This window comes from Ciceribacter azotifigens (assembly GCF_048159625.1).
Lineage (GTDB): Bacteria > Pseudomonadota > Alphaproteobacteria > Rhizobiales > Rhizobiaceae > Allorhizobium > Allorhizobium azotifigens.
The window spans coordinates 27,652-40,783 of the sequence record NZ_JBLQTA010000005.1 but is presented as its reverse complement, the minus strand read 5'-3'; the positions used below and the strand labels follow the sequence as shown (position 1 = coordinate 40,783).

The 13,132-nt window shown below is 61.9% G+C and carries 16 protein-coding genes and 1 tRNA gene; 6 read left to right on the top strand and 11 right to left on the bottom strand.

The features are described from left to right. Positions 1-10: 10 nt before the first annotated feature. The 7 genes from ACM6UT_RS09600 to ACM6UT_RS09570 form a co-directional block, all read right to left on the bottom strand. Complete coding sequence (locus ACM6UT_RS09600; protein WP_416797123.1) at positions 11-892, bottom strand: 3-hydroxybutyryl-CoA dehydrogenase; 882 nt, start codon at positions 890-892, stop codon at positions 11-13. 129 nt (positions 893-1,021) lie between these two features. Further along, positions 1,022-1,951 (bottom strand): electron transfer flavoprotein subunit alpha/FixB family protein, encoded by a 930-nt coding sequence (locus tag ACM6UT_RS09595; protein WP_416797122.1) that lies wholly within the window; start codon positions 1,949-1,951, stop codon positions 1,022-1,024. A 25-nt stretch (positions 1,952-1,976) separates the two neighbouring features. Continuing rightward, positions 1,977-2,726: an electron transfer flavoprotein subunit beta/FixA family protein gene (locus ACM6UT_RS09590; protein ID WP_182306098.1), complete on the bottom strand. Its 750-nt coding sequence runs from the start codon at positions 2,724-2,726 to the stop codon at positions 1,977-1,979. A gap of 181 nt (positions 2,727-2,907) precedes the next feature. Next, entirely contained in the window at positions 2,908-3,681 is a 774-nt protein-coding gene (locus ACM6UT_RS09585; protein ID WP_416797121.1) for a rhomboid family intramembrane serine protease, read from the bottom strand. 17 nt (positions 3,682-3,698) lie between these two features. Then, positions 3,699-4,277, bottom strand: a complete 579-nt coding sequence (locus tag ACM6UT_RS09580; RefSeq protein WP_416797120.1) for a cob(I)yrinic acid a,c-diamide adenosyltransferase — start codon at positions 4,275-4,277, stop codon at positions 3,699-3,701. A 14-nt stretch (positions 4,278-4,291) separates the two neighbouring features. Further along, entirely contained in the window at positions 4,292-4,489 is a 198-nt protein-coding gene (locus ACM6UT_RS09575; RefSeq protein WP_129333811.1) for a twin transmembrane helix small protein, read from the bottom strand. Between the two features lie 28 nt (positions 4,490-4,517). Beyond that, entirely contained in the window at positions 4,518-5,351 is an 834-nt protein-coding gene (locus tag ACM6UT_RS09570) for an SDR family oxidoreductase (protein ID WP_416797119.1), read from the bottom strand. Positions 5,352-5,432: 81 nt separating this feature from the next. Between ACM6UT_RS09570 and ACM6UT_RS09565 the strand changes: the two genes are divergently transcribed. Further along, a complete protein-coding gene (locus ACM6UT_RS09565; RefSeq protein ID WP_416797118.1) occupies positions 5,433-6,332 on the top strand; it encodes a YihY/virulence factor BrkB family protein in 900 nt (299 codons plus the stop codon). Here ACM6UT_RS09565 and gluQRS read toward each other — a convergent pair. After that, a complete protein-coding gene (gene gluQRS / locus ACM6UT_RS09560) occupies positions 6,297-7,181 on the bottom strand; it encodes a tRNA glutamyl-Q(34) synthetase GluQRS (protein WP_416797117.1) in 885 nt (294 codons plus the stop codon). The genes ACM6UT_RS09565 and gluQRS overlap by 36 nt on opposite strands. 53 nt (positions 7,182-7,234) lie before the next feature. Between gluQRS and ACM6UT_RS09555 the strand changes: the two genes are divergently transcribed. Both ACM6UT_RS09555 and ACM6UT_RS09550 read left to right on the top strand, forming a co-directional pair. Beyond that, the gene (locus ACM6UT_RS09555) at positions 7,235-7,885 is read left to right on the top strand and encodes a DNA-3-methyladenine glycosylase family protein (protein WP_416797116.1); all 651 of its coding nucleotides are present in this window, start codon (positions 7,235-7,237) and stop codon (positions 7,883-7,885) included. Positions 7,886-8,021: 136 nt separating this feature from the next. Beyond that, positions 8,022-8,579 (top strand): HNH endonuclease, encoded by a 558-nt coding sequence (locus tag ACM6UT_RS09550; RefSeq protein WP_148154141.1) that lies wholly within the window; start codon positions 8,022-8,024, stop codon positions 8,577-8,579. Positions 8,580-8,585: 6 nt separating this feature from the next. Here ACM6UT_RS09550 and ACM6UT_RS09545 read toward each other — a convergent pair whose 3' ends face one another. Together ACM6UT_RS09545 and ACM6UT_RS09540 are read right to left on the bottom strand one after the other, a co-directional pair. Beyond that, positions 8,586-9,104, bottom strand: a complete 519-nt coding sequence (locus ACM6UT_RS09545) for a disulfide bond formation protein B (protein WP_416797115.1) — start codon at positions 9,102-9,104, stop codon at positions 8,586-8,588. Between the two features lie 14 nt (positions 9,105-9,118). Then, entirely contained in the window at positions 9,119-9,709 is a 591-nt protein-coding gene (locus ACM6UT_RS09540) for a YqaA family protein (protein ID WP_416797114.1), read from the bottom strand. Positions 9,710-9,897: 188 nt separating this feature from the next. Here ACM6UT_RS09540 and ACM6UT_RS09535 point away from each other — a divergent pair. Then, positions 9,898-9,982 (top strand) — tRNA-Leu (locus ACM6UT_RS09535). A gap of 49 nt (positions 9,983-10,031) precedes the next feature. Here the strand turns inward: ACM6UT_RS09535 and ACM6UT_RS09530 are convergent. Further along, entirely contained in the window at positions 10,032-10,883 is an 852-nt protein-coding gene (locus tag ACM6UT_RS09530) for a LysR substrate-binding domain-containing protein (RefSeq protein ID WP_416797113.1), read from the bottom strand. Between the two features lie 108 nt (positions 10,884-10,991). Here ACM6UT_RS09530 and ACM6UT_RS09525 point away from each other — a divergent pair, with 108 nt between their 5' ends. Both ACM6UT_RS09525 and ACM6UT_RS09520 read left to right on the top strand, forming a co-directional pair. Then, positions 10,992-11,399 (top strand): tautomerase family protein, encoded by a 408-nt coding sequence (locus ACM6UT_RS09525; RefSeq protein WP_416797112.1) that lies wholly within the window; start codon positions 10,992-10,994, stop codon positions 11,397-11,399. Between the two features lie 91 nt (positions 11,400-11,490). After that, entirely contained in the window at positions 11,491-13,131 is a 1,641-nt protein-coding gene (locus tag ACM6UT_RS09520; RefSeq protein WP_416797111.1) for an AMP-binding protein, read from the top strand. The last annotated feature ends 1 nt before the right edge of the window (position 13,132 follow it).

Genomic DNA, 13,132 nt, shown 5'->3' with positions numbered 1-13,132 from the left:
CCGATCGACCTCAGCGCGTCGGGACCGGCGTCTCGCCGCGATAGTCGTAGAAGCCGCGGCCGGACTTACGGCCGAGCCATCCGGCCTCGACGTATTTCACCAGCAGCGGGCAGGGGCGGTACTTGCTGTCGGCCAGGCCGTCATGCAGCACCTGCATGATCGAAAGACAGGTATCCAGGCCGATGAAGTCGGCAAGCTGCAGCGGGCCCATCGGATGATTGGCGCCGAGCCGCATGGCGGTATCGATCGCTTCCACCGAGCCGACACCTTCGTAAAGCGTATAGATCGCCTCGTTGATCATCGGCAGCAGGATGCGGTTGACGATGAATGCGGGAAAATCTTCGGCGACCGTGATCGTCTTGTCGAGCGACTGGGCGAAAGCCTTGGCCGTCGCGAAGGTCGTCTCATCGGTGGCAATGCCGCGCACGAGTTCCACCAGCTTCATCACCGGAACGGGGTTCATGAAGTGGATGCCCATGAACCGCTCGGGGCGATCGGTAGCTGCGGCGAGCCTCGTGATGGAGAGCGACGAGGTGTTGGTGGCGAGGAGGGCCTCGGGTTTGAGCACCGGGCAGATCTGGGCGAATATCTTGCGCTTGACCGTTTCGTCCTCGGTTGCGGCTTCGATGACCATATCCATCGGCGCCATGTCGTTTATGTCCGTCGTGCCGGAAATGCGCGCCATGGCAGCCTTGCGATCCTCTTCGGAAAGCTTGCCGTTGTTCACTTGCCGGGCGAGGTTGCCGTTGACGGTCGCAAGACCCGCTTCAATCCTTTCCTTGGAAAGGTCGTAGACGGTGACCTTATAGCCGGCGAGTGCACTGACCTGAACGATCCCGCAACCCATCTGGCCTGCACCTACAACGCCCAAGCTCTTGATTGCCGTTCCCATCGCGCTCTCCTCGCCGCACTCTGTCCCACAAGAATCTGCCGGGCCGACAGTATCGACCCGGCAGAAACTGATAGACGTGCTTGCTCGATTTTTCCAGTCCTTTCGCAAGTGCGAAGGGACGGGTTTCGGTTAAAGCGCCTTTTCGAGTTCGGGAAGAATTTCGAAGAGGTCTCCGACGAGGCCGTAGTCGGCCACCTGGAAGATCGGTGCCTCCTCGTCCTTGTTGATGGCGACGATCACCTTCGAGTCCTTCATGCCGGCGAGATGCTGGATGGCGCCGGAGATGCCGCAAGCGATGTAGAGCTCCGGAGCAACGACCTTGCCAGTCTGGCCGACCTGCCAGTCGTTCGGCGCGTAGCCGGCGTCGACAGCCGCACGCGAGGCACCGACGGCGGCACCGAGCTTGTCGGCCACAGGAAGGATCACTTCCTTGAACTTCTCCGAGGAGCCGAGCGCACGACCACCAGAGATGATGATCTTTGCGGAGGTGAGTTCGGGACGGTCGGAGGAGGAAAGCGCATCGCCGACGAAGGTCGAGAGGCCGGGGTTTGCGGCAGCCGCGACCGTTTCCACGGAAGCCGATCCGCCGTCGCCGGTAGCCGCGAAAGAGGCGGTGCGCACGGTGATGACCTTCTTGGCGTCGGAAGACTGGACCGTCTGTATGGCATTACCGGCATAGATCGGGCGCTTGAAGGTGTCGGAGGAAACGACCTCGACGATTTCCGAGACCTGCATCACGTCGAGCAGTGCGGCGACGCGTGGCATGACGTTCTTGCCGATAGAAGTCGCGGGTGCGACGATGGCGTCGTAGCCGCCGGCCAGGGAAACAATGAGAGCCGCAAGCGGTTCCGCCAGATTGTTCGCAAGCGCAGCATCGTCGGCGAGCAGCACCTTGGAGACGCCTGAGAGCTTGGCTGCCGCGTCGGCGGCAGGCTTCGCGCCTGAGCCGGCGACGAGCACGTGGACGTCACCGCCGATCTTGGCCGCGGCGGTCAGAGCCTTCGCGGTCTGGTCGGACAGGGTTGCGTTGTCGTGTTCTGCCAGAAGAAGAATGGCCATGTTGTAAATCTCCTCTCCGGATCCGTTAGAGCACGCCGGCTTCGTTCTTGAGCTTGTCGACCAGTTCGGCGACTGTCTTGACCTTTACGCCGGCCTTGCGTCCGCCGGGCTCCTCGGTCTTCAGGACCTTGAGGCGCGGCGTGGTGTCGACGCCGAAGTCCGCGGGGGTCTTCTTGTCGAGCGGCTTCTTCTTTGCCTTCATGATGTTCGGCAGCGAGGCATAGCGCGGCTCGTTGAGGCGCAGGTCGGTCGTGACGACTGCCGGCAGCTTGACCTCGATAGTCTGGAGGCCACCGTCGACCTCGCGGGTCACCTTGGCGGAGCCGTCGCCGATCTCGACCTTGGAGGCGAAGGTCGCCTGGGGCCAGCCGAGGAGGGCCGAGAGCATCTGGCCGGTCTGGTTGGAATCATCGTCAATCGCCTGCTTGCCGGTGATGACGAGGCCGGGCTGTTCTGCTTCGATCACGCCCTTCAGTATCTTGGCGACGGCGAGCGGCTCGACGGCATCGTCGGTCTCAACCAGCACGGCGCGATCGGCGCCCATCGCGAGCCCGGTGCGGAGCGTTTCTTCAGCCTTGGCCGGACCGATGGAGACGACGACGATTTCCGAAGCCTTGCCGGCCTCCTTCAGGCGCAGAGCTTCTTCCACCGCGATTTCGTCGAAGGGGTTCATCGACATCTTCACGTTGGCAAGCTCGACGCCCGATCCATCGGGCTTCACACGGATCTTGACGTTGTAGTCGACGACCCGCTTGACGGTCACGAGTATCTTCATGGGTTCCTTCCTTCACTGCTTCCGCCGGAAAATGCGCCTGAAAGCGGTCCTCCGATTGTCGGTTGGCGACATCGATACGCATTTTTTCTCCAAACACAACGTCCCACGTCCGGTTCGTTGCATCGGTCGGCATGAATAAGTTACGTTTACGTTTACGTCAACGCTGATAAGGCAAGCTCGGTTACGGCTTCCGCCCGATGGAGTCTCGTGTGTCTCCCTCCGCACGTGCCGGCGCGGCGGACTGCTGTTCTATCGCCTTCAGCGTGACGATCGCGCGGTCGAAGAGAGGCACTCCCGGGCGCCGCATGAAGATCACCAGCAGTGCGCCGGCGGCGATGCCTCCGACGTGAGCGCCCCAGGACACGTTGTCATCCTGGCTGAGACCGAGCATCCAGAACTGCTGACCGATCCAGAAGAGCAGCGGTATGAAGGCCGGAAGCGGCAGGGGAAAACGGAAGAAAACCAGAACCCAGATCCGGACTCGTGGATGCAGCAGCACGTAGGCGGAGACGACACCGGCGATCGCGCCTGAGGCGCCGATCAGCGGGCTTTGCGATGTCGGCACGAGAGCGCCGTGTGCGAAAGCGCCGGCGACTGCGCAGAGGAGATAAAAGAGCAGGAAACGGACGTGGCCGAGCGCGTCTTCGACATTGTCGCCGAACACCCAGAGGAACAGCATGTTGGTGGCAAGATGTACGACGTTCCCGTGCAGGAAGGCGTAGGTAATCGAGGTAAGCTGGCTTGGCACAAGAACGAGGGACGGATCGAGCACGGCACTGCCGAAGACGACGGCCGGAATAAAGCCGAGGCCGAGGACGCTCGCTTGAACGAGGTCTTCCGTGGCCAACGGACCCGTCAGGAGCCAGATGGCGACGTTGAGGACGATCAGCCCGTGGGTCACGTATTGTCGTTTTATATGCTTGAGGCCGTTGCGATCATGGAGGGGAACGAACATCGGCGGCCCTTATCGCGTCAGCGGTGCTTTCCCGGCACCCAGAGAATGTCGTTCCTGCCGCCTGCGTTTGCGAACCGGGCAGCGACGAAAAGAAAATCCGAAAGACGGTTGATGTATTTGAGTGCCGGAGCACCGACCGTCTCCGCTTCGCATCGCGAAAGCTCGACCATGATCCGTTCGGCACGTCGCGCTACCGTGCGAGCAAGATGAAGATGAGCGGCGGCGGGCGTCCCGCCCGGCAGGATGAAGGATTTCAGCGGGTCGAGCCCGGCATTCAGCTGATCTATCTCATGCTCGAGACGGACGACCTGTTCCTCGATTACTCGCAGGGGTTCGTAGGGCAGCGCTTCACCGGTTTCCGGGGCAGCAAGATCCGCGCCGAGATCGAAGAGGTCGTTCTGGACGCGCAGGAGCATGGCGTCGAGATCGGGTGTTGCCGCCGTATGAAGTCGTGCAACACCGATCGCGGAATTCGTTTCGTCGACGGTGCCGTAGGCCTCGACCCGCAGATCATGCTTTTGACGGCGCGGGCCGCTGACCAACGCGGTGGTGCCGTCGTCGCCGGTTCGGGTATAGATCTTATTCAACCTGACCATGTCTTACGCTCCCGTCAGCGTCCGCCGCCCGTCAGCCAGAGGGTGACCATGATGAGGACGATCGCCACCGCCTGCAACAGAATTCGCATGCGCATCAGTTGGTTCGAACGGTTGCCGCTGCCGCCTTTCATCATGTTCACCAGGCCTCGGATAAGCACGAGGACGACGAGGCCCATGACGATCAACGTGAGTGTTGTTGTGAAGGCGGACATTTTTCCTCTTTGGCCCTTCGGCTTGGTATCAGCTGAGCGACCGCATCAGCTGGTAGAAAAGATCGGCGGGTAGGAGCCGTTTGAGCACAGCGCCCTGCCGGGCGGGTGTCGTGACGAGATAATGCGGGCGGGGTCGCCCGGCGGTCAAGGCATGCTTGAGGGCGACATAGACGGCATCTGGGCCGAGCTTGTGGCGGTTAACCGGACCGGTGCCGTCGAGGCGCGCGAGCTGCCGCTTGTATTCTTCTGCATACACGGAGCCTTCGAGATCGATGTTTTCGCGAATGTGGGTCAGTGCGTTGGCGGTGAACCGCGACTCGATCGGGCCCGGTTCGATCAGGCTGACATGAATGCCGCTTCCTTCGAGTTCCATCCGCAGGGTGAGACTGAGCCCTTCGAGCGCATATTTCGAGGCGGTGTAGGCGCCACGAAACCGATAGGGCAGGAGCCCCAGGATGGAGGAGCACTGTACGATCCGGCCGTGGCCTTGCCGCCGCATGAGCGGAACGACCCGCCGCGTGAGCTCATGCCAGCCGAAGACGTTCGTCTCGAACTGTCGCCGGAGCGCTTCGGTCGGCAAGTCTTCTACGGCGCCCGGCTGGCCGTAGGCTCCATTGTTGAAGAGGGCGTCTATGCGTCCGCCGGTCCTTCTTTCGACCTCCTGCGCCAGTGCCGCGATGCTCGGCCCGTCGGTATAGTCCATCAACAGGGCCTCGATCCCCGCCTCTTCGAGGGGAGCCAGATCCGCCGGCTTGCGGACAGTCGCAAAAACCCGCCATCCGTCGTTACGCAGTGCTCCGGCGCAGTAGGCACCGATACCTGAAGAACAGCCGGTAACGATGATGCAGGGGCGGTCCGCCATGGAATGTTTCCTGTACAATGCCGCGGAGGTTTCCCATATTCGCTTCCGGGTGACAACCGGCACTGACAATCGGGAGACGAAATGCCAGCATTCCTGCGCATGCTCTACAAGGTAGGCTTTGATGCGCTGAAGCATTTTTCCGAGGATGACGGCTGGGCAATGGCAAGTCACGTGGCGCTTTCGGCGCTGCTCGCAGTCTTTCCGTTCCTGATATTCGGGACCGCGGTTGCCGGCTTCTTCGGCGCGGATACGTTCGCCGATACCGCGATCCACCTCATTTTCGATACCTGGCCCGAGGCGATCGCCAGACCTCTTGCGGAGCAGGTCCTGCAAGTCCTCACCGTGCCGCGCGGTCTCTTGACCGTTTCAGTGCTGGCAGCGGCCTATTTCGCGTCTAACGGCGTGGAAGCGCTGAGAGTGTCGCTCAATCGCGCCTATCGCGTAACGGAGGACCGCCCGTGGTATCTCACACGCCTCGTCAGTTTCGCCTACGTGATCGGAGGGGTCGTGGTCCTGGCGATCGTCAGCGCGCTGCTCGTTGCCGTTCCGATTGCACTTGGCTTTGCCAGCAAGTGGTTCCCCTTGCTTGAAGAATTTCTCGCGATCGTCTCCAACTGGAGGGTCTACGGAACGTTGCTCCTGCTGGCCGCCGGCTTGATTATCTTTCATCTCGGCCTGCCTGCCGGGCACCGGCGATTGCGGGACGTTATCCCTGGCGTCCTCCTGACTTTGGTGCTCTGGCTCTTCGGCGCCCTGGCCTTCGCGTCCTATCTCGCTACCTTCGCCAATTACGCCGCAACCTACGCCGGACTGGCGTCGGTCATGGTGGTGCTCGTCTTCCTCTACATGGTCGGCGCTATCTTCATCATCGGCGCGGAATTCAACGCCGCACTCCTGAAATACGATGTGCTCTCCGGCCGGCGCATGGCCAATGCCCGAAGGCGCTCACGCAAGGCCGACCAGCCGTCGGATGTCGGCTGACGTCAGTCCCTGCGCCCTCAGTGCCGCGAGTGCGGTGTCGCCCGCACTCTTGGAAAGCTTGCGGCCGTCGGCGCCGAGGATCAGCCGGTGGTGATGGTAGACAGGGGCGGGCAGTCCAAGCAGTTCCTGCAGAAGCCTGTGGACGGCGGTCGCATGGAAAAGATCGAGTCCACGGACCACATGGGTGACGCCCTGCAGCGCATCGTCGACCGTGACAGACAGGTGATAGCTCGACGGCGCGTCTGACCGCCACAGCACGATATCACCCCAGTCCTCCGGACGCGCAGCGATGTGGCCCTTCGGCCCATGGCCCGTTTCCGTCCAGGTCAGCCTTCTTCCGAGTTCTGCCGTCGCTTTCGCGACGTTGAGACGCCAGGCATGCCGACGACCATCAGCGAGAAGGCGCTCTTTGTCGATCGTGGGCCGCTCCCTGTCAGTTGGCGGGTAAAGTGGAGCGCCGTCAGGATCGCGCGGCCAGGGTTGGCCTCGCTGCTCGGCCTCGGACACATGGGCCTTCACCTCGCCGCGGCTCATGAATGCCGGGTAGGCCAGACCGAGATCGATCAGTTTCTGCAGGGCCTGCCGATACTCGTCGAGATGCTCGGACTGGCGGCGCACTGGTTCTTCCCATGAGATACCGAGCCAGGTCAGGTCATCGAAGATTGCCGTTTCGAATTCCGGCGTGCAACGGGAAAGGTCGATGTCCTCGATCCTCAGCAGGAGCCGCCCCCCGGAAGTCTTTGCCATATCCCGATTGAGCAGAGCCGAAAGTGCGTGGCCGAGATGGAGGCGCCCGTTGGGGCTCGGCGCAAAGCGGAAAACGGACCTTTGATTCTCGAGGACAGTCATGCTCTCTTCTGGCACGAACGGAGCGCTGCCGCCAAGAGGAGCACGGTAGGCGAATGAGGATCATCCGGACTGCGGAAGATGTCGAATACGGCCTTCGCGAGTTGTGCCACATCGACCCGCGACTGCGCGTGCTCCACGGAGCCGTCGGTCGATTGCCACTTCGACTCATGGAGCCGGGGTTTGCGGGTCTCGCACAGATCATTGTTTCGCAGATGGTGTCGAGAGCGAGTGCCGAGGCGATATGGAGAAGACTCGTCGCGGCGACAGGCGATCCGACGGCACGGAGCTATCTGTCGCTCGATCCGGCCGCCGTCGGTGGTCTCGGCTTGTCGCGGGCGAAAGCCGAGACGTTGCGTGGGGTTGCAGAGGCGATCGCGGCCGGGGAACTCGATCTCGCCTCCTTCGACGGCGGGGAGGCGGAGGGCGTGGTTGGCGTTTTGACGTCCTATCGCGGTATCGGCCCCTGGACGGCCGAGGTCTACCTGATGTTCTGCTGCGGACATCCCGATGTCTTTCCTGCAGGGGACGTCGCGCTTAGAACCGCAGTGGGCAAGGCGCTCGGACATGCCGAACGCCCGCCGCCTTCCGCGGTGGCCTCGATCGCAGAGGCCTGGCGGCCGTGGCGCTCTGTCGCCGCCCGGCTTTTCTGGGCATATTACGCGGGAGACTCCGCGCCTCTTCCCGGCATAAACCCGTCCGGTTGACGGCGGCTGCAATCCGGTTTGCTTCCCGCTCGGGCGAAACGCCGCATTCTGCAGCGGGTGCGTTATTCTGCTTCACAATCCTGTAACAACGGACCTAATATACAAGGGTGGATGCCGAATCGCTCAGGAGACGCCCTTGACGATTGCAGTCTCGCCCCAGTCCTTGCCGGCGCTCGTGCTGAATGCCGACTACAGGCCGCTGAGTTACTATCCCTTGTCGCTATGGTCCTGGCAGGACGCGATCAAGGCAGTCTTCCTTGACCGCGTCAACATCATAGCGGAGTACGAACACTCGGTTTCTTCTCCCAGTTTTTCGATGCGGGTGCCGAGCGTCGTCAGCCTCAAGACCTATGTCCAGCCGTCGCGCAATCCGGCGTTTACCCGCTTCAACGTCTTCCTGCGAGATCGTTTCGAGTGTCAGTACTGCGGTTCGACCGACGACCTGACCTTCGATCATGTCATCCCGCGCGCCCACGGCGGCGAGACGACATGGGAGAACGTCGTCGCGGCCTGCTCGCCGTGCAACCTCCGGAAGGGTAGCAAGCTTCCGAAACAGGCGCAGATGTTCCCGGCGCAAAAGCCTTATCGCCCGTCGGTGCAGGACCTGCACAACAATGGCAGGCTCTTCCCGCCGAACTATCTGCATGAAAGCTGGGTCGACTACCTTTACTGGGATTCCGAATTGCAGCCCTGAACCGCGTCAGGGGCGCTTGCCGAAGACGCCCCAGGCCGCGATCGCCGCGAGTATCACGCTTCCGGTCACGTTCCACCCTGCAAAGGAGAGTCCGAGTACGCGGAGCGTGGCTTCGGTGCAGGACGGCCCCTTCACGCTGTTGAGCTGGTTGAGGATGTCGCCGGACCCAGTGGCGGGGGCCGCGCCGCCGACCGAGCAGCTCGCCGGTCCTTCCCAGAAGCCCCACTCGACGCCGGAATGATAGACGCCGAGGCCCCCACCGACGATCATCAGGATCATGACGACCGCGAGCAGGCCGCGCGTGATCCACGACGGCAGGTTCAGGACGCCCGCCAGTATCGCCAGAATTCCGACGGGGATGCCGATGTAATAGGGATTTCGCTGAAGAAGGCACAGCGCACACGGGATGTAGCCACCGATATGCTCGAACGCGAGCGCCGAGCCGACGACGAAAGCCATGCCGAGAGTGGAGAGCACCGCCGCAACGGTCGTCTTGTTTTTGACGAGAGATGTAGAAAGACTCATGGCCGTTTTCCGTTTCAGTGCGCGACGTAGCGATAGCCCACGTAAAGCGCGATCAATACTGCCGCGCCGGCCGCCGCTATATGGCCGAGCCGCTTCTCGATGAAGTCGCGGATCGGTGCGCCATAGCGCCGCAACAGCCAGGCGAGCAGGAGGAACCGTCCGCCGCGCGCGGCAATGGCCGAGACGATGAACAGCCCCAGATTGATGTGCGCGACGCCGGACAGGATGGTGACGACCTTAATCGGCGGAAGATGGGCAAGACCCGAAGTAACCAGCAGCAGGAGCACGGTCTGATAGTCGACGCCCGTCCGCAGCCGCTCAAAGGCGTCGAGTTTGCCGTAGAATTCTAGGATCGGTCTGGCGATGGCCTCGAAGGCGTAATAACCGAGAAACCAACCCGCAATCCCTCCGAGAACGGAAGCAACCGTTGCGATAGTCGCATACCGCCACGCTCTCTCCGGTCTTGCGAGCGCCATGGGCAGGTAGAGGACATCCGCCGGCACGAGGAAGATTGAACTCTCGATAAAGGCGATGACGGCGAGCCAGGCCTCCGCAGACTTGCGAGCCGCCAGCGACATGGTCCAATCATAGAGGCGACGCAGCATTCGCGGTTTCCTGATCTTCGGGTCGAGCGGTTTTATGCAAGTGCGCCCTACCTGTAAATGCCCTGCCTTGCGGCGCATCATCCTGCCCGCAAACATTCGCGTGAACGGCTTTGGCGAAAAAGGCGTTGACCGCCTCGGCCCGCTTCGTATAGTCCGGCGCTGTTCTACTGACGTTATGACGCTTCTGTGCCCCATTGGCGGAACTGGTAGACGCGCTCGACTCAAAATCGAGTTCCGAAAGGAGTGCTGGTTCGATTCCGGCATGGGGCACCATTCATTCTCGGGCAGGACTGACCATTGAATTGGGTCATGCTTGTGTCGACTACGCGAAATTCGGCAACAATTCTGCCAGAAGATCTGCGAGGTCGGTGGCCGGGCCCACAGCGTCGCGACGCAATCGAAGCGAAAATTCGGCCGTCGGGAGCTCAGGCAGTCCGGCACTTTCCAGGACCGGCAAACCCTCTGCGAGCATTCGCGACGTCCTGGCCGTCACGGCTATCCCGCTGCGCACGGCCGTCGAGAGTCCCGAAAGACTGGCACTAGTGGCGGCGATGCGATAGCGTCGACCAGCGGCATCCAGTGCGGAAATCATGGCGCTTCGAAACCCGCACGGGGGATCGAGGAGCGCGAGGGGCACCTCGCTACCTTCCCTCTGAAGACATGTCGGGAACCCCAACCAGAGCATAGGTTCGCAAAGAACTGTCCGCTCGCCCTCCTGTGCCCCGTGCCGCATGGTGATTGCAATGTCGAGTTCGCCCCGCTCGAACGCACCCGCCAGCTCGGCCGAGCGGCCGATCCGCAAGTCGAGGCGCAACCGTGGGTGACTTCGCGCAAAGAGCCGCAGTATGTCGGGCAGACCTTTTTCCGCAAAATCCTGCGTGCTTCCCAGCGCCAGACGACCATCGGCATGTATACCCTTCAGGCTCAGCAGGGCTTCTCGATGTGTCGCCAGAATTCGGCGTGCATGACCGACGAGGGCCTCGCCGGCAAGGGTCAGAGTTCGCCCCCGCCCGGCCTGCTCCAGCAGGGGCTCGCCGACGGACGTCTCCAGGCGTTGCATCTGCGCCGTGACGGCGGAGGGCGAGCGGCCCACGATCTCCGAGGCACGCGACAGAGAGCCGCTGTCCACGAAAGCGAGAAAGGTTCGGAGCAGTTCCGGGTCGAGCGTGTACATAATTCGATCTTATCGAAGTTTTTGGCTAATAAAATCCAATTTTATTGATGTTTGAAAACTGTCATGACTGCTGGCCGACAAGGGAAATTCAACTGTAGGAGCCACCCGATGCCGATCATCAACATCACCCTGTCCACTCGTCCCGACGCAGCACGCTCAAAGCGGATTGCGCACGAGGTTACGGAGCTTACGCAACGCCATCTTCGCAAGGATCCGACGGTCACGGCGGTCGCTATCTCGCACATCGAGCCCGAGCATTGGTTTGCAGGAGGTCCATCGCTCGCAGACCAGCAGCGGGAGAGCTTCTGGCTGGACATCAAGGTGGTCGATGGCACAAACACCAAAGATGAACTCGCCGCGTACATAGCCGAAGTCTACGAAGGCGTCGGGACTATTCTCGGCGCACTGCATCCCGAGAGTTACGCGTTCGTTCATGAGGTCTCTGCGGCAGCCTATGGATTCGGCGGCAGGACCCAGGAGTATCGCTATATCAAGGGCCGCTTGGCGGCGGTATAGGCGATCGGCGGTCGGTGCGACGGTCCGCCTTCCTCGTTGTGCCCATGCGAAACGAATGCTAGCAGTTCCCGATGTGAGACGGGATACCGGTATGTTTCTGCCAGCAGGCAATTCTTACGAGAGTATCCTCCGCGACTTCTCGTGGAAGATACCCGAGGACTTCAATATTGGACGCGCCGTCAGCGATGAGTGGGCGGCGCGCGATCCTGAGCGGGTCTGTCTGGAACACTTCAGACCCGACGGCAATCATCTGTCGATGACCTATCGAGGGCTTTCCGAGCGTTCTGCAGCGTTTGCGCATGCACTGCAATCGCTGGGGGTCGTCGCCGGCGACCGTGTGGCCCTGCTGCTGCCGCAGTCCTTCGAGACGGTTATCGCGCATGTTTCGATCTACAAGATCGGGGGGATCGCACTGCCGCTCGCTCTTCTTTTCGGGGAAGAAGCGCTCGAATTTCGCCTGCGGGTGTCCGGCGCCAAGGTGGTGGTGACCAACGACTTTGGCCTTTTGCGTCTTGCGCCGATACGCGGGCGCCTGCCTGAACTCGAGCACGTGATCTCGATCGACGAGGGTGGTGCCTCGGTCCTGTCCTTTGCTCGATTGATCGATGCTCACCCGTCCGTCTTCGAAGTGGTGGAGGGTGGCCCCGACAAGCCTGCGATGATGATCTTCACTTCAGGGACGACGGGGCCGCCAAAGGGCGCCCTGCACGGGCACCGCGTTCTTCCCGGGCATATGCCGGGTTTCCAGATGGCACATGCCCTTCCGCCGCAGCCGGGAGACAAGATGTGGACGCCGGCGGACTGGGCCTGGGCCGGTGGCCTGCTCAACGCGCTCCTTCCGGCGCTACTGCTCGGAATTCCGGTGGTTTCGTCGCCCGCGCAGAAATTTGACCCGCACATGGCGTTCCGTATCATGGCTGAAATGAAGGTGCGCAACGCCTTCATCCCGCCGACGGCCCTGCGGCTGATGAAGGCTGTGGAGCGTCCGCGAGACAGATACGACCTTGTTCTGCGCAGCATCGGCAGTGCCGGCGAAGCTCTCGGACGAGAGACCTACGAGTGGGTGAAGTCGGCGCTCGGGATCGTGCCCAACGAATTCTACGGCCAGACGGAGTGTAATTTCGTTCTCTCGTCGGCGGCTCATCTCGGCATCAGCAAGGCCGGCGCGATCGGACGGCCGGTGCCCGGCCATGATGTCGCGATCATCGATCCGGAAGGGAATGTCCTTCCGGCCGGCGCTGCCGGGCAGATCGCGATCCGTCGCCCGGATCCGGTGATGTTCCTCGAATACTGGCAGAAGCGGGAAGCGACCGCCGCCAAGTTCATCGGCGATTGGATGACCACGGGCGATGTGGGTCGGAAGGACGAAGAGGGCTATTTCTTCTTTCTCGGTCGCGACGACGACGTCATCACCTCATCCGGTTACCGGATCGGACCGACCGAGATCGAGGACTGCCTCCTTGGCCATCCCGCGGTGCAACTCGCGGCGGTGATCGGAAAGCCGGATCCGCTGCGCACGGAAATCGTCAAGGCCTTCGTTGTTCTCAGGCCCGGTCATGTCCCGGGTCCCGAGTTGGCAGCCGATCTTCGTTTGTGGGTGAAGCAGCGTTTGTCGATGCACGAATATCCTCGCGAGGTCACCTTCGTGGACGAGTTGCCGCTGACGACGTCGGGCAAGGTGATCCGTCGGCTTCTGCGCGAGCAGGAGACAGCGGGTTTCGCTGCGGAATAAG